Source organism: Lentzea sp. NPDC054927, from assembly GCF_053610285.1.
Map to the genome: position 1 here is coordinate 278953 of NZ_JBSGXZ010000004.1, position 23221 is coordinate 302173.

Sequence of the window (23221 nt, forward strand, 5' to 3'; positions counted from 1 at the left end):
GCGGAGAACCAATGACGACAGTGGAAGCCGACGCGGACCACGCGAAGGCGCCAGAGCCGCAGCCGAAGAGCCTCAAGGCGCAGGCCATCACCTGGGGCCGGCGTCTGCTCGTCGTGGCCGTGCTGGGTTTCGCGATCTACCAGCTCGTCACGAACTGGTCCGAGGTGTGGCGGACGCTGTCCGGCATCGCCTGGGAGTCGGCGGTGCTGAGCATGGTCTCGGTCATCGTGTCGATGTTCTTCGGTGTGATGGCCTGGCAGACGGTGGTCGACAGCCTGGGCAAGCCGATCGGTGTCGTCCTCGGCGCGCAGATCAACCTCGTCGGCATGCTGGGCAAGTACGTGCCGGGTTCGGTGTGGGCGTACGTGCTGCAGATGGAGCTCGGGCGCAAGGCCGGCCTGGCCCGTGCCCGCGTCTTCACCTCCGCGCTGGTGCAGATCGGCATCTCGATCGTGGCATCGCTGCTGCTGGGCGCCCTCGCCCTGCCGGTGATCCTGGACGAGACCCCCGAGGCGGCCTGGCTGTTCGCGTTGCTGCCGATCGGCCTGATCGCGCTGCACCCGCGGATCCTCACCTGGGGCACCTCGCTGGTGCTCAAGACGCTGCGCCGCCCGCCGCTGGCCGAGCGGATCAAGTGGTCCACGGTCGGCAAGTCGCTCGGCTACTCGGTGCTGGCGTTCAGCTTCCAGGGCCTGCACCTCTGGCTGCTGTCGAACTCGATCGGCTCGCCCGGCTGGTCCGGACTCGGCCAGTGCATCGGCGCGATGGCGCTGGCGATGACCATCGGCATGTTCTTCTTCATCCTGCCGGCGGGCGCGGGCGCGCGGGAGATCGTCCTGGTAGCCGTGCTGGTGGCAGGCGGCCTCGACCCGATCCAGGCAGGCGCGTTCGCGGCCGCCTCGCGGGTCATGTTCATCGTCGCGGACCTGGTCACCGCAGGTGCCGCGGCCGGCGCCGTGCACTTCACGTCCAAGCGTCGCCCGGTCGTCGACGAGGTCTAGACACAGGTTTCGCCGGATCGCCGCGACCCCGTCTTCGAGACGTGGGGCGCGGCGATCTCGCTTTTCGAGCTAGAACCAGCGCTCCAGGATCACCGCGACGCCGTCCTCGGCGTGGGACGCGGTGATCTCGTCCGCCACCTCCACGGCCTCGGGGTGCGCGTTGCCCATCGCGACACCGTGGCCCGCCCAGCTCAGCATCGGCACGTCGTTGGGCATGTCCCCGAAGGCCACGACGGCGGCGCGGGGGATGCCGTACCGCTCGGTCACGTCTTCGAGCCCGGTCGCCTTGGTGACCCCGGCCGCGGCGATCTCGATGAGGCCCGAGTTCGAGGAGTAGGTCACGGTGACGTCGTCGCCGAGCACCTCACGGGCGGCCATCGCCATCTCGGCGCTCGTCATGCCCGTGTGCCTGACCAGCATCTTCACCGCGCGATGCCCGAACATCTCGGCCCGCGGCACCCGGCCGGCCGACTCCGGCCACACGTTGGTGAACTCGTGCTCGGCCACGAACGGCGGCACGTCCGGGTCGTTGGCGCGGGAGCCGACACGTTCAGTGGCGTACGCCACACCGGGCACGGCCGCGTCGAGGGCGCCGGCGATGTCGTTCATCAGCACTGGTTCGAGCCCGCGCTGCCACAACACCTCGTCCTTGCCGATGTCGTAGAGGACGGCACCGTTCGCGCAGATGGCGTAGTCGTTGACGCCCGCGTCCCGCGCGATCATCGGCACCCAGCGCGGCGGCCTGCCGGTGACCAGCACGAACGGTGTCTCGGCTGCCAGCACTCGCGCGACGGCGGCCGCCGTGCGCTCACTCACCCGCTCGTCCACTCCGAGCAGGGTTCCGTCCACGTCCGATGCGACCAGCCGAGGTGTCTCCACCAGCCAATACTGCCTGGTTCAGATTCGGTCCGATGTGAACTTGTGACGTGGGCCTGGTTACTCTGCGGTGTGCGTGTTGGCATCGTCATCCTTCCCGAAGACCGCTGGTGGGCCGCCGAACCGAAGTGGCGTGCCGCCGAGGAGTACGGCTTCGCGCACGCGTGGACGTACGACCACCTCGGCTGGCGCGACCTGGTCGACGGGCCGTGGTTCTCCGCGGTGCCGGTGCTGACCGCCGCTGCGATGGTCACCTCGAAGATCCGGCTCGGCACGTTCGTCGCGAGCCCGAACTTCCGGCATCCGGTGCCGTTCGCCCGTGAGTTGCTCACCCTCGACGACGTCTCCGACGGCCGCTTCATGCTCGGGCTGGGCGCGGGCGGCGCCGGCTACGACACCACGGTGCTCGGCTCGTCCCCACTGACCCCCGGCGCGCGGACAGCGCGGTTCGGTGAGTTCGTCGAGCTGCTCGACCGGCTGTTGATCCAGGAGCGCACGACCTGGCGTGGCGACTACTTCGCGGCCGACGGGGCGCGTTCCGCACCGGGCTGCGTCCAGCGACCGCGGCTGCCGTTCCTGGTCGCCGCGAACGGTCCCAAGGCGATGGACGTCGCTGCCCGGTTCGGCTCCGGCTGGGTCACCACCGGACCGTCGACCGAGGACGACGGCGCGTGGTGGGCGGGCGTGGCCGAGAACGTCGAGACGTTCCACAAGGTCCTGGACCAGCGCGGACGCCGGCCGCAGAGCGTAGACCACTACCTCAACCTGGACTCGAATCCCGTCTACTCGCTGAGCAGCGTCGAGCGGTTCCGCGACGCCGCGTTCCGGGCGCGCGAGCTCGGGTTCACCGACGTCGTCGTGCACTGGCCGCGCAGCCACGGGGTGTACGGGGGCCGCGAACTCGTCCTGGAGCAGGTCGCGGCGGAAGTGCTTCCCGACCTCGCCTCCGCCTGATGGTGGCCCGTCTGCAAAAATTTCCGGCCCGCAGTCTCTCTCCGACACCGTGATCGAGAGCGTTCATGTTGGTTGAAGGAGTCTCACTGGCCGCTGCGCTGGCCGTGGTCCTGCTGCCCGGTGCAGGCCTGCTCGCCGCGTTCGGTGTTCGCAGACCCGTGTGGTTCGCGGGGTTCGCCGCCGTCGCTTCTGCCGGTGTCGCCACTCTCGTCGGTATGGCGTGCGCGCTGCTCGGCGTCGCCTACAACGCGGTCTCGCTCGGTGCCGTCACTGCGCTGTTGCTGCTGGTCGGCGCGTTCCGGTGGTGGCGCGCGCGGGGGGAGGAGCCACGCCGTCGCCCGCGGTGGGGCGTGATCACCACGGCGGCCGGGGTGCTCGTGCTGCTCGGCGGTACCGCTGTCGGCCTGCGGACCTGGCTGTCCGGGCTGGGCGGAACCCTGGACACGGTGCCCCAGGAGCACGACACGATCGTGCACAGCGAGCTCGTCTCGTACATCATGCGCACCGGCCACGGGGCGACCTGGCAGCTGCTTCCGGTCGACTTCGTGTCCGGTCAGCCGGTGAGCTTCTACCCCGCGGGCATGCACCTGCTCGCCGCGGCGACCGGCCAGCTCGTGGGCGACCCGATCCGGGGCCTGAACGGCGTCACCATCGCGCTGCTCGTGATCGGACTCGTGCTGTCGACGGCCGCGCTCGCCCACGTGACGGCCCGCCGGGCGCGGATCGGCGGACCGCTCGCCGTCGTGGCAGCCGGGGTCGGTGCGCTGGTCGCGGTGGGGATGAACGCGCCGACCATCACGATGGCCGCGCAGGGCGGTGTGCTGCCCAACGCGGCGGCGTTGGTGCTCGCCCCCGGTTTCCTCGCCGTGCTGCTGAGCGTGCGGCCGCGGCAGTGGTCGGCCGTACCGGTGATCGCCGTGGGCGTGGCCGGGCTGGTCGCGTTGCACCCCAGCGCCGTGATGACCGTGGGCGTGTCGACGGTGGCGTGGTGGATCGGCGACCTGCTGACCCGCGGCGGGTGGACCAGGCTGCGCGGTCAGTTCCTGCCGCTGGTCCTGGCCGGGATCGCAGGGATCGTCGTGGCCTCGCCGATGCTGATCAAGCTCGTGGGGCAGGGCGGGAAGACCTCCGGGTTCCCGCCGGACATCGCCGCCGTGCCGTTCCGGACCGCGCTGGAACGTGCTGTCGGGCTCGGCTTCACCGGCTACCTGCCTGAATACGGCCCGAACGTGCAGGCCGCCGCGTTCGTGCTGGCCGTGCTCGCGGGTGGCGTGCTGCTGGTGGCCCGGCGCGCCTACGGACTGCTCCTGGCGTCCCTGCTCTGGATCGTGATCACCGTGGCCATGTGGGTGAGCCCCGGCGCCGGCTTCGAAGCGGCCATCACCGGGTTCTTCTACAACTCGATGCTGCGCGTCCGCTCGCACATCTACCTGTTCGTCCCGGTGATCATCGCGGTCGGCGCGATCGTGTTCGCCACGTACGCCGCCGCGTTCCTGCGCAGGCGGACGTCGTTGCGAATGTCCCCGGTCGGTGTCGCCGCCGCACTCGTCGTGGTGTTCGCCGCCTCGTACGCGCTGGTGCCGGCGCGCGGGTACATGAACGTCAACGCCCACTACCTCGCGAGCAGGTACACCGACTCCACGCTGGACCGGGTCGGGCCGGACGACCTGGCCGCGTTCGACTTCCTGGACGGGAAGGTCGGGCCCGGCGAGCGGGTCATGAACTCGGCGAACGACGGCTCGACGTACCTGTACGTGGAAAAGGGCATCCCGGTGGTGAACACCATCGCGATGGGCTTCCACCAGGTGCCGTACACGTATCAGCTGCTGCAGGGTTTCAACCGTTATGAGACCGATGCGAAGATTCGCCAGGAGATCCTGGACCTCCACATCACCTGGGTGCTCGTGGACGGGGACGCGCCGCTCATCGGTGCCGCCGGATCACCGGAGAACTGGGCCGGTGGCGGACTGTTCTCCGTCGCTCCTGGCCTTGCGAACCTGGACGGTCTGCCCGGCCTGACCGAGCGGTTCCGCAGCGGCAAGGTGCGGGTCTACCAGCTGGACCGAGGTACGTTGGCTCGGATGGGTTAACGACGTTGATCGGTGTTTCCGCTGATCACCATGGGTGGAGCAAGACGGGGGCGGCTTCGGCGCGCCCTAATGGCTCAGGTAGTCTCGCGCAGCGTGAGCTTCGCTGGTTTTGACCTCATCGTCGTCGGTTCCGGGTTCTACGGGCTGACAGTTGCCGAGCGCGCCGCCTCCCAGCTGAACAAGCGGGTGCTCGTGCTGGAACGTCGTACGCACATCGGTGGCAACGCGTACTCGGAGGCAGAGCCCGAGACAGGAATCGAGGTGCACCGCTACGGTGCGCACCTCTTCCACACCTCGAACAAGAGGGTCTGGGACTACTGCAACCAGTTCACCGAGTTCACCGGCTACCAGCACCGCGTCTTCGCGATGCACAAGGGCACGGCGTACCAGTTCCCGATGGGCCTGGGCCTCATCACCCAGTTCGTCGGCAAGTACCTGAGCCCGGACGAGGCCCGCGCATGGGTCGCCGAGCACGCTTCGGAGATCGACACCAAGGACGCGTCGAACCTCGAGGAGAAGGCGATCTCGCTGGTCGGCCGCCCCCTCTACGAGGCGTTCATCCGCGACTACACCGCCAAGCAGTGGCAGACCGACCCGAAGGAGCTGCCGGCCGCGGTCATCAGCCGCCTCCCGGTCCGCTACAACTTCGACAACCGCTACTTCAACGACACCTACGAGGGTCTGCCGCTCAACGGCTACACCGCGTGGCTCGAGAAGATGGCGGAGCACGAGAACATCGAGGTCCGCCTCGACACGGACTTCTTCGACGTGAAGGACGAGATCCCGGCGGGTACGCCGATCGTCTACACCGGTCCGGTCGACCGCTACTTCGACTACTCCGAGGGCTGGCTGGGCTGGCGCACGCTCGACTTCGAGCAGGAGGTCGTGGCCACCGGTGACTTCCAGGGCACCCCGGTCATGAACTACAACGACGCGGAGTTCCCCTTCACCCGCATCCACGAGTTCCGCCACTTCCACCCGGAGCGGGACTACCCGAAGGACAAGACGGTCATCGTCCGCGAGTTCTCCCGTGCCGCGGAGAAGGACGACGAGCCGTACTACCCGATCAACACCGCCGAGGACCGCGAGAAGCTGGAGCGGTACCGCGAGCTGGCGAAGAAGGAAGCCGCGGACAAGAACGTCCTGTTCGGCGGCCGTCTGGGCACCTACAAGTACCTCGACATGCACATGGCGATCGGTGCCGCGCTGAGCGCGTTCGACAACAAGATCGCGCCGCATCTGACCGAGGGCACACCGATCAACGGCGACCTCGACTGATGACGTTCTGAAACGTATTTCGCCCGGCCGTACAACCTGTGCGGCCGGGCGATCGTCTTTGGACAGTGAGTAGAATGGGCGCCTGACGCGCCGCGCCACGACATCTTCTGTGGCGGTAGCCACATCCATGAAGCTGACCCGAACCGAGTGAGTTCGGTTCGCCGGAGGAAGCACGTGACCGAGCAGGCCAAGGCAAGCGCCACCAAGATCGACCCGACTCAGATCCTGCAGCGGGTGATCATGCCGCGCGATGAGGACCCGCTGGACGTGCGGCCTCTCTACCTCGACGAGCCGGAGAACGTGCACAGCCACGTGTCCTCCCGGCGCGCGGTGACGGTCCCGACCTCGGCCAAGGTGTCCTTCGCGTCCTACTTCAACGCCTTCCCCGCGAGCTACTGGAAGCGCTGGACGATCGTCGAGGACGTCGTCCTGCGCATGACCGTGCGCGGTGCCGGTCGGATCGACGTCTACCGCTCCAAGGCGAACGGCGACACGGTCCACCTCGACGGCCAGGTCATCCGCAGCCCCAAGGAGTGGACCGAGGTCGCGGTGCCGGTCTCGCTCACGCCGTTCGAGGACGGTGGCTGGATCTGGTTCGACGTCTTCACCGACGACACGACCATGGAGATCGACGAGGCCGCCTGGACCACCGACCAGACCCTTCCCGCGCAGACGGTCGCCATCGGCATGACCACCATGCGCCCGGTCGACGCGGTCATCGCACTGCGCGCCCTCGGTGAGGACCCGGCCGTCTTCTCCGTGCTGAAGAAGGTCTTCGTCGCCGACCAGGGTTCGGTCAAGGTCCGCAACACCCCCGGCTACGCCGAGGCCGTCAAGGCCCTCGGCGACAAGCTGGAGATCATCGAGCAGGACAACCTGGGTGGCTCCGGCGGCTTCACCCGCGGTCTGTACGAGGCGATCGAGCACACCGACGCCGACCAGATCATGCTGATGGACGACGACATCCGCCTCGAGCCGGACGCCGTCCTCCGTTCGAACGCGTTCGCGCGCGCCGCGGCGCAGCCGGTCATCGTCGGTTCACACATGCTGAACCTCCAGGCCCGCGCCCGCCTGCACAGCATGGGCGAGGTCGTCGACCTGGGCACCTGCTACTGGCGTGCCGCGCCGGGGGCGCTCACCGACCACGACTTCGGCACCGAGTCGCTTCGTGAGACCGAGGAACTGCACGCCCGCATCGACGCCACCTACAACGGCTGGTGGATGTGCCTGTTCCCGCGTGAGGTCGTGCAGCGCACCGGCTACCCGCTGCCGCTCTTCATCAAGTGGGACGACGCGGAGTACTCGCTGCGCGCGCTGGAGAAGGGTTACCCGACGGTCTCGCTGCCGGGTTCGGCCGTGTGGCACATGCCGTGGACGGACAAGAACGACGCCACCGACTGGCAGGCGTACTTCCACACCCGCAACCGGCTGATCCTCGCCGCGCTACACAGCCCGTACGACGTGCGCTCGACGCTGCTCAAGCAGGGTCTGAAGCTGTCGCTGCGGCACCTGTTGTCGATGGAGTACTCGACGGTCGTCGTGCAGCAGAAGGCGATCGAGGACTTCCTGGCCGGCCCGTCGAAGCTGTTCGACTCGCTGCGCACGGCCCTGCCGGAGATCCGCGAGCTGCGCAAGCACTACGCGGACGCCCAGGTGCTCCCGTCGGCGCGCGAGTTCCCGCCGCCCACGTTCGACATGGTGCGCGCGGAGCAGATGCTGACCCCGCCGACCAACCCGGTGACCATCGCGTCCGAGGCCGCCAAGGCGCTCATGCACAACCTGCGCGAGCCGCAGGCGGCGACGACCCAGCGTCCGCAGATCAACGTGCCGGCGTCCAACGCCCGCTGGTTCCTGCTGGGCAACCTGGACAGCGCGACGGTGTCGAACGCGGACGGCAGCGGTGTCGCGTTCCGCAAGCGCGACCCGAAGGAGTTCCGCCAGCTGATGAAGCGCGCGGTCCGCAACTACCGCCGGCTGTCCTCGGAGTGGCCGCGGATGCAGAAGGTCTACCGCGACGCGCTGCCCGAGCTGACCTCGGTCGAGTCGTGGCGCAAGGTGTTCGAGGCCAACAGCTGAGTCTCGTGCCCTGAGGAAAAGGCCCCCGATGATTCGGGGGCCTTTTTCGTGGCAACCACGCCCCGTGCCGGAGCGTCCTGGCTGCATGGGGGACATCAAGCGAGCTGATTTCTACGACGGACCTGCCCACGACTACCTGGGCTACTGGAAGGGCCGCGAGTACGAGCACGACGCCGAGCGCATCGCGATCGACCGTCTGCTGAGCGGTCAGCACTTCGAGCACGCGGTGGACGTGGGAGGCGGCTACGGCCGGATCACCGCGCTGCTGCCGAAGTACGCGGACCACGTGACGCTGGCCGAACCGAGCAAGCGCCAGCTGGACATGGCGGCGAAGTTCCTCGGCGAGAGCATCGAACGGATCCAGGCGCAGGCGGCCGCACTGCCGTTCGCGACGGGCTCGATCGACCTGGTCACGATGATCCGCGTCATGCACCACCTGCCGGACCCGACCGCGGAACTGGCCGAGATCGCCAGGATCCTGGACCCGGCCGGCATGGCCGTCGTCGAGGTCGCCAACCTCGGGCACGCCCGCAACCGGCTGCGCAGGCTGGGCCGTCCCGTCCCGGCCGAGCCGGTGGACATCCGGTCGCCGGAGAACCGCCACGACGACGAGATCCCGTTCGTCAACCACAACCTCGACACCGTGACCAGGCAACTCTCCGACGCCGGACTGCACGTCGTGCGCAGCCTGTCGGTGTCGAACCTGCGGTCGGGCGCGCTGAAGCGGGTCGTGCCGCACCGCGTGCTGCTGCGCGTGGAGCGGGCGGCGCAACCCGCACTCGCCCGGTGCCGGTTCGGTCCCAGCATCTTCCTGCTGGTGAGCAAGGCGACTAGCCCTTGATGCCCGTCTCCGTCACGCCGCGCACCAGGAACCGCTGCAGCGCGACGAACACGATCACCAGCGGCGTGATGGACACGGCGGCGGCCAGGAACAGCTGCTCGACCTCGATCGACTGAGCGGTGAGGAACGTGGACAGTGCCACCTGCACCGTCCACGAGTCCTGGTCCTGCGCGATCACCAACGGCCAGAGGAACTGGTTCCAGCTGGTCACGAAGGCGATCACACCGAGCGCGGCGAAGAACCCCTTCGAGTTCGGCACCACGACCCGCCAGTACGTGCCCCAGTGGCCGAGCCCGTCCATCCGGGCGGCTTCCTCGATCTCCCTGGGGAAGTTGAGGAAGTACTGCCGGAACAGGAACGTGGTGAACCCGCTGAACAGGCCCGGGATCACCAGTCCGCGCAGGTCGGAGATCCAGCCGAGGGTGGAGACGACCACGAACGTCGGCACGAACGTGACGGCCGCCGGGATCATCAACGTGGCGATCACGAGGTACAGCACCACGTTCGCGTACCGGTAGGGAATCCGCGCAAGCCCGTAACCCGCCAGTCCGCACAACAGCAGCTGGCCGGCGGTCTGCAGCACGGCCACGAGCACCGAGTTGATCAGGCTGCGCACCAAAGGCACCGCGGGGTTGGCGAACAGCTCGGTGAAGTTCTCCCAGCGGATCTCGCTCGGCCAGAACGTCCAGTTCGGCGAGGTGATCTCCTGCTCGCTCGCCAACCCGTTGCGCAGCACCAGGTAGAACGGGATCAGGAACAACACCGCGGCCACCGACAGCGCCAGGTACCTGGCCACCTTCATCGCGTGATCACCTTGCCCTGCAACAACGTCACGCCGGCGATCAGCAAGGTCAGGATCACCGCGCCCGCGCTGCCGTGGCCGAAGTCCTGCCCGCCGGACCCCAGCGCCGTGTAGTAGAGGTAGATCAACGGTGGCCGCGCGAACGGCGGGTACCCGCGATCGGTGCCCAGCACGTTGTAGAACTCGTCGAACGCTTGGTACGCGGCCACGAGCAGCAACAGCAGCACGGCCACCGACGTGGTGCGCAGCTGCGGCAACGTGATGTACCGCAACGTCTGCCAGCCGCGGGAAGCGCCGTCGATCCACGCGGCTTCGTAGAGGTGCTGGGGAATCCGCTGCAACCCGGCGATGAACAGGATCATGTAGAACCCGAGCTGCAACCAGAGCCGCAGCGTCACGAGCACGAGCCAGTACCAGGGCGGCGACGTCGACACGGTCCACGCGACCGGCTCCGCGCCGAACCAGCCCAGCACCGTGTTCGCGAGCCCGAAACGCACGCCGTTGAAGATCGACAGCTTCCACACCAGTGCCGCGACGACGTACGAGCACGCGAACGGCAGGAAGAACACCGACCGGAAGAACGTCTGCATGAACTGGATTCCGTTGACCAGCAAGGCCAATGCCAACGCGAGCACGAACGTCAGCGGCACGATGAACGCCGCGAACACGCTGAACGTGCCCAACGACTCGAGGAACGGCCCGTCGGTCAGCATGTCCGCGTAGTTGCCCAGTCCGACGAACTCGGTGGGCGTCACCGTGTTGCGCGCATCGAAGAACGACAGCAGCAAGCTCCACCCGATGGGCACGTAAACGAACACGAGCAGCCCGGCCGCGAACGGCCCAACGAACAGCCAGAAGGCCCGGCCGTGTTTCATTTGGCGGGCCTCATCCGTACAGGCGCTTCAACTCGTCCTTCACCTTCACCACCGCGGTTTTGAGCTCGTCATCGGCTTTGGCCCCGTCCCGCACGACCCGCGACACGGCGTCGTTGAACGCGGTCCGCATGACCGACGTCCAGTCCGGCGGGTTCGACGCCTTCGCGTTGTCCCGCACGAACTTCACGGCTTCGGCCCCGGCTCCGGAGGTCAGCTTGGTGGCCTTCTCGGCCAGCGACTTGCGGGGCGGGATGTGGAACCCGTAGCCGAGGTTGAAGTCCTCCTGGTAGTCGGTCCGCTCGACCCACAACCACTTGATGAACTCCTTGGCCTCGTCGACCCGCTTCGACTTCGCGTTGATCATCGCGCCGAACGCACCGACGGGCACGCTGGTCCTGCCGTTGTCGTTGAGCTTGGGGAACGGCAGCACGCCGAAGTCGTCGCCGAGCGCCTTCTGGATCGCGGGCACGGCCCACAACCCGGTCCACTGCATGGCGACCAGGCCCTGCGTGAACGCGTCCGGCTCCGCCCAGTCCTTCACCGCGCCGAGCAGCAGGGCGCCGCTGGAGTAGAGCTCACGCAGCTTGCCGATCGCCTGTGCCGCAACGGGATCGTCGAACCCGACCTGGTGGTCGCGCACGTAGTCGAGGCCCGCCGACCACAGCGCGGGGCCGCCCAGCACACCTCCGCCGCCGTCGTTGCCCGCGAAGAGACCCTTCACCCCGCCCGTGGTGAGGCGCTTGGCCGCGTCGATCAGCTCATCCACAGTGGACGGTGGCGTGACGTTGGCCTGAGCGAACAAGCTCTTGCGGTAGAACAACATCTGCATGTCCACGGCCTGCGGCACGCCGTAGATCTTCCCGTCGGCGGTGTGCCCGGCGAGGATCGAGGAGGTGAAGTCGCTCTTGGCGTCACCGAAGATGTCGTCGAGCGGCACCAGCTGGCCCGCTCGGACCGCGCTGATCTGCAGGGTGGACTCGAAGACGTCCGGCCCGCCGTCGGACAGCAGGCTCGTCGCGAGCTTCGAGTCGTAGTCGCCGGGGTTCCACTGCACGTCCACGGGGACCTTGCCGTACGACTTGGCGTACCGCTCCACCGCTTGCTGCACGCCGGGTTCGCCGTACGCGTGGTACCACTGCCGGAGAGCCTGGCCGTCGCCGCCGCGCCCGGTGTTCGAACCGCACGCGGTGAGCAGTGCTGTCGCACCTGCTGCCGTCAGAAGTCTGCGTCGGGAGATCACTCATCCCGTCTTACTCCGATCACGCGGTGTGTGCGAGCGATTACCGGAGTGTCTCGGCAGCTGAACAAAAAGCAGCCACCCTCGGAGATCGAGGGTGGCTGCCGGTGAAGCGGACCGGGTCAGCGGCGACCAAGCCCGTTGACGCCGGAGAGGCCCGGAACGTCGAGCGGGTTGACGTTGACGACACCCTGCGGCGACTGGCCCGCGAGGCTGTTGATGTCACGCAGCTGCCGGATGATGTAGAGCGGACGACGACGCGCGTCGTCACCGGCCCGGTACAGGTACTGGCCGAGCATGCCGGTGCAGCCCAGGTTCGCGCCGGTGCAGAAGAGCACGACGCCGACGATGATCCCGATCGCGTTCGGCGCGGACAGCGTGATCAGGGCGCCGAGCAGGAAACCGAAGACGGTCGCCAGGCCGATGCCCGTGAAGATGACGCCCGCGAACAGCATCAGGAAGATCGGCATGATCGAGAACGCGATGAACGAGTCGAAGACCAGCTTGATCTTCTTGCTGGTCGTCCACTTGCTGTCGTTCGCGGCACGCGGCTTCTGCTCGAACGCCACCGTGGTCTGCTTGAAGCCGGTCCACGCGACGAGGCCGAGCAGGTTGCGGTTGAGCTCCGGCATCTGGTTGATGACGTCCAGCACGGGACGGCTCACCAGCATCTGCGACGGGCCGGCCTTCGGGTAGCTGTCCGGCAGGTCGGCGTGCTTGGCGAAGAAGTCGTTGAACTTCATCGCCAGCTTGTTGGCCAGGCCCTTCGGGACCGAGCGAACGGACCGGATGGCCCACACGATGTCGCTGCCGGCGCGCCACTCGTTCAGGAAGCGGTCGATGACCTCGACCGGCTCCTGCAGGTCGGCGCTGAGCGTGATGGCGCAGTCGCCGCGGCAGATCGCGAAGCCGGCGCTGACGCCCGCGTGCGAACCGAAGTTGCGGGAGAACGACGCGACACGGGCGACGTCGTTCTCACCCAGTGCCGCGACGAACAGGTCCGCCGTGCCGTCCGACGAGCCGTCGTCGATGAGCACGAGCTCGAAGTCGACGTCCGGCTGGGACTGCTTGATCTGGCGGAAGAGCTCGACCGTTCCCGCCACGTTGGGGGCCTCGTCGTAAGCCGGCACCACGATCGACACCAAAGGTCGACGCGTCTGGTCGGTCACTTTCGTTCTCCTGTTCCGACGGTCACCAGGACGTCGTCGTCCACGTTCTCTGGGTCAGCGTTGGGTTGCGGCTCGTCGCGGCGCCTGCGCCGCTGCGAGCGGTCGATGAAGGCCAGCCCCAGAGTCAGCGCGATGCCCACCGCGCCGGCGATGAGGCCGATGGTCATGCCGGGCATGACCCAGTCGATCTGAAGAGTTCCCTCACGGACGTCCTTCGGCAACTCGACCTCCAGCAGACCTGCAGGTCCGAGCTTTGCGGGCGCCTCTTGGCCGTTGACGGTGGCCACGTAGCCCGGCCACGCGAGGCGGGAGAAGACCAGCTTGCCGCCGTTTGCGCCGCTGAACTTCACCTCTTCGCTGACCCTGCCGGTCATCCGGTCGGAGTCGATCTTGACACCGTTCGGGACCGAGGACAGCCTGCCGTCGGGGAACGCCGGCTTGGCGATGCGCTTCCAGACGACCACGCGATCGGTGGACTCGGCCTTGCGCCAGCCCTCCGGTGCAGGGACGTTCCGGGTGTCGATGAGGTTGTTCTGCACGACGACCGTTTCCGCGCGGAGCAGGTCGGCGAGCGGCTTGTCCGCACCCTTCGGTGCCGTCCAGAGCCTCTTCCACGCCTCGGGGCAGTAGACCGCACCGTTGTAGGTGGTGCAGAGCTCCGCGTCCATGGCGTTGAAGCCGACGCCGCTGTACGCGGTCAGCGCCTCGACGCCGGCGATGCTGTAGTTCGTGCCGAAGGTGAAGTCCTGGTACGCCCCGCCGGGGTACTTGTCGTTCCCCGCGATCCTGCCGAGGTCGCTGAGCTGGACCGTCACGCCTTCGTAGCGGTGGTCGAACCGCTGTTCCAGCAGGTGCTCGCTGGTCGGGAACTTGTAGTCGGCGACGCTGTAGTTGCCGGGGAACCACGCGGACTGCAGCGCGAGGAAGCCGATCGTGCCGACCGCCATCACCGCGTAGCCCTTGAAGCGGCCGATGCCGACCTTCAGCAGCACGAAGACCGCGATCATCACGAGGACCATCGTGTACGCCTGGCGCACGTTGGTCTGCGGCAGCGCCGCCCAGCCGAAGTAGGCCCCGACCAGCATGATTCCCAGCGAACCGAGCGTGCGCGCCTTCGTGTTGGTCTTCTGCATGCCCTGGCTGGCGACGACCGCCCAGATGACGACCAGCGGGATGAAGAAGAACGGCACCAGTCGCGCCGGCCAGCGGAACATGTTCAGGTTCGACGGGCCGAGCACCAGGAACAGGTAGGCCAGCGTGTAGAGGTAGAGGCCCAGGTACTCCTTGCGCTTCTCCCACAGCACGCCCCAGCGGAACCAGGGGAGCAGCGGCAGGAAGAACCACGCCAGGTAGAGCGCCGGGAACGTCGGGTTGAGACCGCTCCAGATGTTCATCAACGGCTGCGCCGCCGGGTTGCTCATCCCGAAGAAGTCCTGCAGCTGCGGCGACAGGAACCCGTCGTTGAACGTCCTGCTGTCCTTGCGGTAGCTGACCGACGAGGTCAGCGAGAACGGCAGGTACACGACGATGTTCAGCAGCAGCACCGCGAACCCGGCCGCGAACAGGTTGAAGATCTTGCGCCGGTCGAACGCCAGCCACGCCTCGACGGCGACGGCGAGCACGATCAGGAAGATCGACACCAGCACGTACGGGTTGCCGGTCGTGGCGGCGAGGAAGCCGGTGACCACGACCCACACGGTCGACTTGCCCAGCCTGGCCGTGCGCCTGGCCGTCCACCACACGTACGGGAGGAACCCGTACACGGTGAGCGCGTTGATCCAGGACGTGCCGTCCATGAACAGGATGTAGCCGGACAGCGGCAGCGCGGTACCGACGGCGGCCGCGATCCACGGCTTGCTGCCGTACTCGCGGGCCAGCAGGTACGTGCCGACCGCGAAGGCCACGAGGAACGCGAGCTTGACGATCGTGATGCCGAGCGCGACGTTGTCGATCCAGCCGGTGGCCACCGCGAGGAGGACCTCGATCGGGTTCCACATGCCGGTGGCCGCCTCGGCCGCGAAGTTGCCGCCGCGCCACATGTCGAGCTCGAGCAGCGGGATCCGGCCTTCGCTGAAGGCCTCGCCCATCCGCTGCCACACCGGAACGGCGGCTGCCGCCGTGTCGTCCCAGTAGTAGAAGATGTGATTGCGGTACAGCGGGATGACCGCGCCGAGCAGTACCAGGACCACCATGGTGAGTGGTGGTGTCACGCGTTCCCGGAATCCGGGTTTGCCCGACGCCACTGCCGGGCTCAGAGTTGCAGTCATCTCAAGCAATCGGTATCGAAGCGCTCACTTGCGGAAGAATTGCTCACGCCGCCCCAGCCGGACCAGGCGCAACCACTCGATGAAAGCCTTCGGGTCCCTGCGGACCCCGAGAAAGTACAGGCCGAACCGGAATACCTCCAACAGACCCAGCTTGCGCATGCCCGGCTGGGACAGCAGGTAGCCGCGGTTGCGGTAGGTGTAGTAGCGCTTGACAGGGTTCTCCGGGTCCTGCGCGTGGAACCGGCCGCCGAGCATCGGCTTGAACTCGTCGGAGCCGTCCGGGTGCACGTAGGCGACCTTCAGCGAGGTGCCGAACGGCAGCCCGCTGCGGACCATGCGGCGGTGGACCTCGACCTCGTCACCGCGGAAGAACAGCCGGTAGTCCGGCACGCCGACGACGTCGAGCGTCGAGGCGCGGAACAGCGCGCCGTTGAACAACGAGGCGATGCCCGGCAGGAAGTCGGTGCCCAGTTCAGCGGCTGACCGCTTCCAGGTCAGGCCCCTGCGCAGCGGGAACGCGAGCTTGTCCGGGTTCTCGATGTTCGTGACGACCGGGGAGATCTCGGCCAGGTTGCGGCGCTCGGCCTCCTCCAGGAGGACGGCCAGCACGTTCTCGTCGGCGGGACGGCCGTCGTCGTCGGCGAGCCACACCCAGTCCGCACCCAGTGACAGCGCGTGCAGGATGCCCAGGGCGAACCCGCCGGCGCCACCGAGGTTGCGGTGCGACGCGAGGTACGTCGTGGGCAGCGGGGACTGCTCGACCAGGTCGTTGACGGGCTGGTCAGGGCCGTTGTCCACCACGACGAGGTGGTCGGGGACGCGGGTCTGCGTCGCCAGCGCCTTGAGCGACTCGGACAGCAGCTCCCTGCGGTGGCGGGTGACCACCACCGCCACCACGGAGCCCTTGGGCAGCGCCTCGAGGTTCACTTAGTCGCCACCATTTCCGCTGAGGACGGGAGTGGAATAGCCGAGCCTGGCCAGTTGTTCGGTGCTCATCCGCTCGAACGGGTCGAAGCCCTTGTACTCGGTGAGCACCTCGCGGAGCCCGCCGTGCATCTTGACGCGGCCCTCGTCCATCCAGATCGCGGTGTCGCAGAAGTCGAGCAGCGTCTCGTCGGAGTGGTTCGCGAACACCAGCAGGCCGGACCGCCTGACGAGGTCCTTGAGGCGGTCGCGGGCCTTCGCCATGAACGCCGCGTCGACCGCGCCGATGCCCTCGTCGAGCAGCAGGATCTCGGGGTCGATCGAGGTGACCACGCCGAGCGCGAGCCGCACGCGCATGCCGGTCGAGTACGTGCGCAGCGGCATCTGCAGGTAGTCGCCGAGCTCGGTGAACTCCGCGATGTCGTCGACGCGCGCTTCCATCTGCTTGCGGCTCATGCCGAGGAACAGGCCGCGGATCATGATGTTCTCGTACCCGGAGATCTCCGGGTCCATGCCCACGCCGAGGTCGAAGACCGGCGCGACCTTGCCGACGATGCGGGACTGGCCGCGGGTCGGCTCGTAGATGCCGGCCAGCAGGCGCAGCAGCGTGGACTTGCCGGCGCCGTTGTGACCGACCAGGCCGACGCGGGCGCCGTCTTTGAGCGACAGCGAGATGTCGTGCAGCGCCTCGATGATCGGGACCCGGCCCTCAGAGCCGATCTTGCCGCCGACCTTGCCGAGCGCGAGCTTCTTCAGCGACCTCGACTTGGCGTCGAAGATCGGGAAGTCGACCGATGCGTTCCAAACGTCGATGCTGACCATGGCTGTTGTCGACCTCCTCTAGACCCAGTAGGAAACGCGGGCGCGGTAGTTGCGCAGGATGACCATCGCGAGCATCCAGCCACCGACCGTGAAGCCACCGACGATCGCCCAGTGGTGCCAGTCGACCGTGTGGCCGAGCAGCGGAGCGCGGACGATCTCGACGAAGTGGTACACGGGGTTGAGCTCGGCGATCAGCATGCGCCAGTCGTTGTCGCCACCGCCGGTGACGCGGTTCAGCACGCCGGTGTCCCAGACGATCGGCGTCATGAAGAACACCAGGTTGATGAAGCTGTTCACCACCGGAGGGATGTCCCGGAAGCGGGTGCTGATGACGCCGAACAGCAGCGAGATCCACACCGCGTTGATCGCGAGCAGCGCGAAGCCGGGGATCGCCAGCACGATGGTCCAGCTCAGGCCCGGCTGCAGCGGGCTGTCCGGGGCGATCCGGTACTCGTGGTTGAGCGAGGTGAAGAAGATGGCGAGCACGATCGCGTAGACCACGAGGTTGTGCGCTAGGAACAGCACCTGGCGCCACACCATGCGCATCACGTGGACCGTGATCGGCGCGGGCAGGTGCTTGATGAGCCCCTCGTTCGCGATGAAGACGTCGGTGCCCTCGGTGATGCAGCCGACGATGAAGTTCCAGACGATGAAGCCGACCGTCACGTACGGCAGGAACGTCGGAACGGTCGCTTTGAACAGCACCGAGTACAGCAAGCCGAGCGCGAGGGCTGTCGTGCCCATCGAGATCGTGATCCACAACGGACCGATGACCGATCGGCGGTAGCGCTGCTTGATGTCCTGCCAGCCGAGGTGACCCCACAGTTCGCGGTGGTCCCATGCCTCGCGGACGTCGGCGAACGCGCGCTTGAAGCTGCGCGACGGGACGGCAGGCGGCGCCTCGGGCTGGTCGAGGGTACTGGTGGCTTGCACGAGGACTGAGCGTACCGGCGTCCTGAGAACGACCTGGACGCCGGTACGTCACGGAGTGGTCACCGGGCCGGGATCTTGATCACCTTCATGGCCACCTGCTCGTTGTCGTAGGTGAACGCCTCGTAGGTGAACTCGATGCCGGTCTGCTCGAGGTACTCGGTCCACGCCTTGTGCTCGTGGTCGCGCCAGCCCGGGAAGTTGAAGTACTCGTCGAACAGGATGACGCTGCCCTCGACCAGGCGGGGCCCGACGAGCTCCAGCACGGTCTTGGTGGAGGAGTACAGGTCGCAGTCGACGTGCAGGAACGTCACGGGACCCTGGTGGGCCTCCAGGAAGCCCGGCAGGGTGTCGTCGAACCAGCCCACGACGAGCTCGGCACCCGGCACCTCGGGCAGGCCGTCGACGTTGAACGTGCCCGCGGGGAAGCTGTTGCGCCAGTTCTCCGGCAGACCCTCGAAGGAGTCGAAGCCGTAGACGTCAGCGCCTTCCCGAGCGGTCGCGATGATCTTGAGAGTGGTGCCCGTGTAGACGCCGAACTCCAGCGCGAGGCCGCCCTCGGGGGCCAGCGACAGCGCGTACTCGAGTGTCTCGTGCGGGTGACCGAACTGCGGCGTGTGAGGCATTTCGTCGCGCACGAAGTTCGCACTCTGCAGCGCGGCCTCCTGCTCACCCGCGAACACGAGGTCGCGGCGCGTGCGCACCTCGAGTTGACGCGTCTGGTCCACGGCGCGGTCGCCCTGGTGGCGGATCTCCACCCGGAGCTCGTCGACCTGTTTCTGCAGGTCGTCGATCTGGGCGCGGATCGGCGCCACGGCGTCCGTGACGATTTCGATCGCCTTGACGCGCAACTTGTGGCGCAACTGCTTGGCGGACAGACCGCGGCGCACCTGCTCGAGCACGATGGCTCCTCTCAGGGAAGTTCAGCGCGCATCGTAGGGCCACCCCCCGGTGCCTCGGCTAGAGGTACTGGCCGGTGCCTTTCCCAGTGGTGCCACCGTCGTGACCTTCGCCGCTGCTGCCGGCGGGCAGCGCGCGGCCGCGCATGTGCTCCAGCTGCGACCGCGCGGCCATCTGCTGGGCGAACAACGCCGTCTGGATCCCGTGGAACAGGCCCTCCAGCCAGCCCACGAGCTGCGCCTGCGCGATCCGCAGCTCGGCGTCCGACGGAGTGCCCTCCTCGGTGAACGGCAGCGAGAGCCGCTCCAGCTCCTCGCGCAGCTCCGGCGCCAGGCCGTCCTCGAGCTCCTCGATGGACCGCTTGTGGATCTCCTTGAGGCGGTTGCGGCTCGCCTCGTCCAGAGGTGCCGCCCGCACCTCCTCGAGCAGCTGCTTGATCATCGTGCCGATCCGCATGACCTTCGCGGGCTGCTCGACCATGTCGGTGATGTCGCCGTCCTGGCCGCCGACGATCACAACGGGCTGCTCCTGGTTCATGTACCCATCCTCGTCTCTTTCGTGTTTTGACGGTTAGCCGGGTGGGGGCTGGCCGACACTGTGTTTGCGTTCATACGTACGGTGTGTGGCATGGCGTTCGACGTCGCACGGGTACGGGGGCTCTTCCCCGCGCTCGGCGACGGCTGGGTCCACCTGGACGCACCGGCCGGCATGCAGGTGCCCGAACAGGTCGCCACCGCCGTCTCCACCGCGCTGCGCGCCCCGGTCTCCGGGCCCGGTGGCATCTTCCCCGCTTCCCAACGCGCCGAGGCCATCGTCGACGCCGCCCGCAGGTCCGTCGCGGACCTCGTCGGTGGCGATCCGGCGGGTGTGGTGCTCGGTCCGTCCTCCGCTGTGTTGTTGCAACGCCTCGCCGAGGCGATGACCGACGACTGGTTCATGGGCGACGAGGTCCTCGTGTCCCGGCTGGACCACCCGGCGAACATCGCGCCGTGGCTGCGCGCCACCCAGCGCACCGGCAGCGCGGTCAAATGGGCAGAGATCGACATCGAGACCTGCGAGCTGCCGAGCTGGCAGTACGACGAACTGGTCACCGACCGCACCAAGCTGATCGCCATCACCGCGGCGTCCGGCGTCGTCGGCACTCGCCCGGACCTGGGCAAGATCTCGGCGGTGGCCCGTGCGCACGGTTCGTTGATGGTCGTGGACGCGTCGTCGGCCGCGCCGTTCGTGCCGTTGGACATCATCGGCATGGGCGCGGACGTGGTGGCTCTTTCCTCTGGTCAGTGGGGTGGCCCGCCGGTCGGCGCGCTGGTGTTCCGCGACCCGTCGGTGCTGGAACGGCTTCCGTCGGTCTCGTTCGACCCCGCCGCCCGCGGCCCGGAACGGCTGGAACTCGGCCCGCACGCCTACCCGATGCTCGCCGGTCTGGTCGCGTCCGTGGACTACCTGGCTGACCTCGACGACGCGGCGTCGGGCACGCGCCGTGAGCGGTTGGTCACGTCTTTGGGATCCGTGAAGGCCTACCAGGCCGGGCTGCTCGCTAATCTCATCAACGAACTGCGTTCGCTGCGACACGTGATGGTGATCGGCGACGCCATGAGGCGGGTGCCCGCGCTGGCGTTCTCGATCGCCGGGGTCAAGGCGGAGGACGGCGTCGCACACCTCGCTTCGCGGGGCGTCTGCGCGTTCGCCGACCCCGGTCAGCACGGCGTGTTCTCGGTGTTAGGCGTCGGCGAGATCGGTGGCGCCATCCGCATCGGGCTCGCGCACTACACGAACGCCGTCGAGATGGACGACCTGGTCAGGGCGGTGGCCGAACTGGGCTGAAGAGTTTGGGAGATCATTCTTGGACGACTCGCTTGCTCGCGAGCTCGCCGATCTCTCGGCCCTGCAGCGCATCGGCTCGTTGAACACCGAGTACCTGCCGTCGCTCGTCGGCGACCTGCGCCCCGCCGCCCTCGTCGCGGTGATGGACGAGATCGTGCTCGGCGCCCGGACCGTCCTGGTCGAACTGGGCTGCGGCTCATCTTCGGTCCTGCTGGCGCGTTTGTTGCAGCAGCGCGGTTTCGGACACCTGTTGGCGATCGAGCACGACGAACGCACGGCTGCTTTCGTTGCCTCACAACTAAGGCGCGAAGGTCTGGGTTCGGTCGCACGCGTTGTGCACGCGCCGTTGTCACGGCATCCGGCGGCGTTGTCGCGGCACGGCCAGTGGTACGCGCCGCAGCAGGTGCACGACGAGGTGCTCGGGTACGTCGAGCGGTTCGGCCTGGTGGACCTGCTGCTGGTGGACGGACCTGGGTTCGGCGACTCGCGCTATCCGGCGTTGCCCGTGCTGCGCGCCGTCCTGGCACCGGGCGCGACCGTGCTGGCGGACGACGTCGACCGCCCGGACGAGGCGGCGGTGCTGACGCGGTGGTCCGAGGAGTTCGGGCTGGAGTTCCGCACGGCTCCCCGGACCTCGCTGGCCGCTGCTACCGCTCTCGCTTGAGCAGCACCTTCCCGAAGACGTCGCTGGCCTCCAGCAACCGGTGCGCCCGCGCGGCGTCCGACATCGGCACGACCTGCCCGACGATCGGCTGCACGGCCCCGCTCTCGATCAACGGCCACAGGTGCTCGCGGACCTGCGCCACGATCGCGCCCTTGCCGTCGATCGACCGTCCACGCAGCCCGGTCGCCATCACCGAGGCCCGCTTGGTGAGGAGCTTCCCGATCGGCAGCTCGCCCTTCACCCCGCCCTGCATGCCGATGATCATCAACCGGCCGTCCGGCGCCAGCACGTCGATGTTGCGGGGGAGGTAGGAGGCGCCCATGTTGTCGAGGACGACGTCCGCCTGCTCGACCTCGGCCACGAAGTCCTGGGTCTTGTAGTTGACGGTGATGTCCGCGCCGAGTTCCGCGCACTTCGCGAGCCGTTCGTCGGAACCGGCCGTGACCGCGACGGTCGCGCCGAGCGCCTTGGCGACCTGGATCGCGTGCGTGCCGATGCCACCCGCACCGCCGTGCACGAGGAACGTCTCGCCGAGCTTCAACCGGCCGTCCATCACGACGTTCGACCACACCGTGCACGCGACCTCGGGCAGTGCGGCGGCCGTGACCAGGTCGACGCCCTTGGGCAACGGGAGCACCTGCGGCGCCGGGACCGCGACCTTCTCCGCGTAGCCGCCGCCGGCCAGCAGCGCGCACACCTCGTCGCCGACGTTCCAGCCGGTCACGCCCTCGCCGAGCGCGGCGATCGTGCCGGAGCACTCCAGCCCGATGATGTCGGAAGCGCCCGGCGGTGGCGGGTAGAAACCCTGCCGCTGCAACAGATCCGCGCGGTTGACCGCACTCGCGGCTACGTCGATCAGCACCTCACCGGGGCCGGGCACGGGGTCGGGGACCTCGGTCCACTCGAGCACGTCCGGGCCGCCGGGTTCGCGAACAGAGATGGCATGCATACAGTCGACCGTAATACCGTTCGACAGGTCGGGCACCATCGGAACATGGACGCTTGGCCACTACGGCATCTGGTTCTCCGCACACCGCGTCTGGAGCTGCGCCCGGACGACGACGAGGGGCTGTTCGAGCTCGTCGAGGTGGCGAAGGAAGGCGTGCACGACCCGGCCGAGATGCCGTTCAACGTGCCGTGGACCGACAGCCTGGCCGAGGACAACGGACTCGGCATGGTCCAGTTCTTCTGGAGCAACCGGGCGAAGTTCGCCGCGAAGGACTGGGCGATCACGTTCCTGGTGCGGTGTGAGGGCGAGGTCATCGGCGTCCAGGAGATCGGCGCGCGTGACTTCGGCGCGCTGCGTGAGGTGAACACGGGGTCGTGGCTCGGCCTCAAGCACCACGGCCACGGTTACGGCACCGAGATGCGGATCGCCGTGCTGCAGTTCGCGTTCGATCACCTCGGTGCCCACATTGCGAGATCAGCTGCATGGATGGGCAACATCGCGTCCAACCGTGTCAGCGAGAAGCTCGGCTACGTCCACGACGGCACGATCGCTGCCGCACCGCGCGGAGAACGTCTTGAACACGTGCGATTGCGCCTGGACGCGGCGAACTTCGTGCGCCCGGACTGGAAGGTCACCGTCGAGGGGCTTGCTGACTGTGTTCAGCTGATCACCGGCTGAACACCCACCGACCGACGGATTGTGGCCCAGGTCTCCCTTTTGTGAGGGTTCAGCCATCTCG

General features: G+C 67.8%; 21 protein-coding genes. 9 read left to right on the forward strand and 12 right to left on the reverse strand.

The features are described from left to right. The first annotated feature begins 11 nt into the window (after positions 1 to 11). Positions 12 to 1001 carry a lysylphosphatidylglycerol synthase transmembrane domain-containing protein gene (locus ACWGE0_RS09510; protein ID WP_452260440.1) on the forward strand — a complete coding sequence of 330 codons (990 nt, stop codon included), beginning with the start codon at positions 12 to 14 and terminating at the stop codon, positions 999 to 1001. A gap of 69 nt (positions 1002 to 1070) precedes the next feature. Here the strand turns inward: ACWGE0_RS09510 and ACWGE0_RS09515 are convergent, their stop codons facing one another. Beyond that, positions 1071 to 1880: an HAD family hydrolase gene (locus ACWGE0_RS09515; RefSeq protein WP_452260441.1), complete on the reverse strand. Its 810-nt coding sequence runs from the start codon at positions 1878 to 1880 to the stop codon at positions 1071 to 1073. Between the two features lie 69 nt (positions 1881 to 1949). On the opposite strand from ACWGE0_RS09515, the gene ACWGE0_RS09520 reads away from it, so the two are divergent. The 5 genes from ACWGE0_RS09520 to ACWGE0_RS09540 all read left to right on the forward strand — a co-directional run bounded on the left by ACWGE0_RS09520 (position 1950) and on the right by ACWGE0_RS09540 (position 9116). After that, positions 1950 to 2831 (forward strand): LLM class flavin-dependent oxidoreductase, encoded by an 882-nt coding sequence (locus tag ACWGE0_RS09520; RefSeq protein WP_452260442.1) that lies wholly within the window; start codon positions 1950 to 1952, stop codon positions 2829 to 2831. 65 nt (positions 2832 to 2896) lie between these two features. After that, the gene (locus tag ACWGE0_RS09525; protein ID WP_452260443.1) at positions 2897 to 4921 is read left to right on the forward strand and encodes a DUF6541 family protein; all 2025 of its coding nucleotides are present in this window, start codon (positions 2897 to 2899) and stop codon (positions 4919 to 4921) included. 69 nt (positions 4922 to 4990) lie between these two features. Further along, positions 4991 to 6199, forward strand: a complete 1209-nt coding sequence (gene glf / locus ACWGE0_RS09530; RefSeq protein ID WP_452260444.1) for a UDP-galactopyranose mutase — start codon at positions 4991 to 4993, stop codon at positions 6197 to 6199. 174 nt (positions 6200 to 6373) lie between these two features. After that, complete coding sequence (locus ACWGE0_RS09535; protein WP_452260445.1) at positions 6374 to 8275, forward strand: glycosyltransferase; 1902 nt, start codon at positions 6374 to 6376, stop codon at positions 8273 to 8275. An 85-nt stretch (positions 8276 to 8360) separates the two neighbouring features. Beyond that, a complete protein-coding gene (locus ACWGE0_RS09540) occupies positions 8361 to 9116 on the forward strand; it encodes a class I SAM-dependent methyltransferase (protein WP_452260446.1) in 756 nt (251 codons plus the stop codon). Here the strand turns inward: ACWGE0_RS09540 and ACWGE0_RS09545 are convergent. The 10 genes from ACWGE0_RS09545 to ACWGE0_RS09590 all read right to left on the reverse strand — a co-directional run bounded on the left by ACWGE0_RS09545 (position 9106) and on the right by ACWGE0_RS09590 (position 19579). Continuing rightward, on the reverse strand, positions 9106 to 9918 hold the full coding sequence (locus tag ACWGE0_RS09545; RefSeq protein WP_452260447.1) for a carbohydrate ABC transporter permease: 813 nt from the start codon (positions 9916 to 9918) through the stop codon (positions 9106 to 9108). The two genes, ACWGE0_RS09540 and ACWGE0_RS09545, sit on opposite strands and share 11 nt — an antisense overlap. Continuing rightward, positions 9915 to 10793, reverse strand: a complete 879-nt coding sequence (locus ACWGE0_RS09550; RefSeq protein ID WP_452260448.1) for a carbohydrate ABC transporter permease — start codon at positions 10791 to 10793, stop codon at positions 9915 to 9917. Before ACWGE0_RS09550 ends, ACWGE0_RS09545 begins: the two co-directional genes overlap by 4 nt. Before the next feature lie 10 nt (positions 10794 to 10803). Further along, a complete protein-coding gene (locus ACWGE0_RS09555) occupies positions 10804 to 12033 on the reverse strand; it encodes an ABC transporter substrate-binding protein (protein ID WP_452260449.1) in 1230 nt (409 codons plus the stop codon). 119 nt (positions 12034 to 12152) lie between these two features. After that, positions 12153 to 13199 (reverse strand): glycosyltransferase family 2 protein, encoded by a 1047-nt coding sequence (locus tag ACWGE0_RS09560; protein WP_452260450.1) that lies wholly within the window; start codon positions 13197 to 13199, stop codon positions 12153 to 12155. Next, positions 13196 to 15466 carry a hypothetical protein gene (locus tag ACWGE0_RS09565; RefSeq protein ID WP_452260451.1) on the reverse strand — a complete coding sequence of 757 codons (2271 nt, stop codon included), beginning with the start codon at positions 15464 to 15466 and terminating at the stop codon, positions 13196 to 13198. Before ACWGE0_RS09565 ends, ACWGE0_RS09560 begins: the two co-directional genes overlap by 4 nt. Positions 15467 to 15490: 24 nt before the next feature. After that, a complete protein-coding gene (gene glfT1 / locus ACWGE0_RS09570) occupies positions 15491 to 16393 on the reverse strand; it encodes a galactofuranosyltransferase GlfT1 (protein ID WP_452260452.1) in 903 nt (300 codons plus the stop codon). Continuing rightward, a complete protein-coding gene (gene wzt / locus ACWGE0_RS09575; protein ID WP_452260453.1) occupies positions 16394 to 17212 on the reverse strand; it encodes a galactan export ABC transporter ATP-binding subunit Wzt/RfbE in 819 nt (272 codons plus the stop codon). Positions 17213 to 17230: 18 nt separating this feature from the next. Further along, positions 17231 to 18145, reverse strand: coding sequence for a galactan export ABC transporter permease subunit Wzm/RfbD (wzm, locus tag ACWGE0_RS09580; protein ID WP_452260454.1), 915 nt, complete (start codon positions 18143 to 18145; stop codon positions 17231 to 17233). A 59-nt stretch (positions 18146 to 18204) separates the two neighbouring features. Further along, complete coding sequence (locus ACWGE0_RS09585; protein ID WP_452260455.1) at positions 18205 to 19044, reverse strand: class I SAM-dependent methyltransferase; 840 nt, start codon at positions 19042 to 19044, stop codon at positions 18205 to 18207. 58 nt (positions 19045 to 19102) lie between these two features. Further along, positions 19103 to 19579, reverse strand: coding sequence for a bacterial proteasome activator family protein (locus tag ACWGE0_RS09590; protein WP_406601550.1), 477 nt, complete (start codon positions 19577 to 19579; stop codon positions 19103 to 19105). A gap of 90 nt (positions 19580 to 19669) precedes the next feature. Between ACWGE0_RS09590 and ACWGE0_RS09595 the strand changes: the two genes are divergently transcribed. Further along, positions 19670 to 20869, forward strand: coding sequence for a cysteine desulfurase-like protein (locus tag ACWGE0_RS09595; RefSeq protein WP_452260456.1), 1200 nt, complete (start codon positions 19670 to 19672; stop codon positions 20867 to 20869). Positions 20870 to 20888: 19 nt separating this feature from the next. Then, the gene (locus tag ACWGE0_RS09600) at positions 20889 to 21533 is read left to right on the forward strand and encodes a class I SAM-dependent methyltransferase (RefSeq protein WP_452260457.1); all 645 of its coding nucleotides are present in this window, start codon (positions 20889 to 20891) and stop codon (positions 21531 to 21533) included. On the opposite strand, the gene ACWGE0_RS09605 is transcribed toward ACWGE0_RS09600, so the two are convergent. Beyond that, positions 21517 to 22482, reverse strand: a complete 966-nt coding sequence (locus tag ACWGE0_RS09605; protein WP_452260458.1) for an NAD(P)H-quinone oxidoreductase — start codon at positions 22480 to 22482, stop codon at positions 21517 to 21519. The two genes, ACWGE0_RS09600 and ACWGE0_RS09605, sit on opposite strands and share 17 nt — an antisense overlap. A 45-nt stretch (positions 22483 to 22527) precedes the next feature. On the opposite strand from ACWGE0_RS09605, the gene ACWGE0_RS09610 reads away from it, so the two are divergent. Continuing rightward, positions 22528 to 23160 carry a GNAT family N-acetyltransferase gene (locus ACWGE0_RS09610; protein WP_452260459.1) on the forward strand — a complete coding sequence of 211 codons (633 nt, stop codon included), beginning with the start codon at positions 22528 to 22530 and terminating at the stop codon, positions 23158 to 23160. The last annotated feature ends 61 nt before the right edge of the window (positions 23161 to 23221 follow it).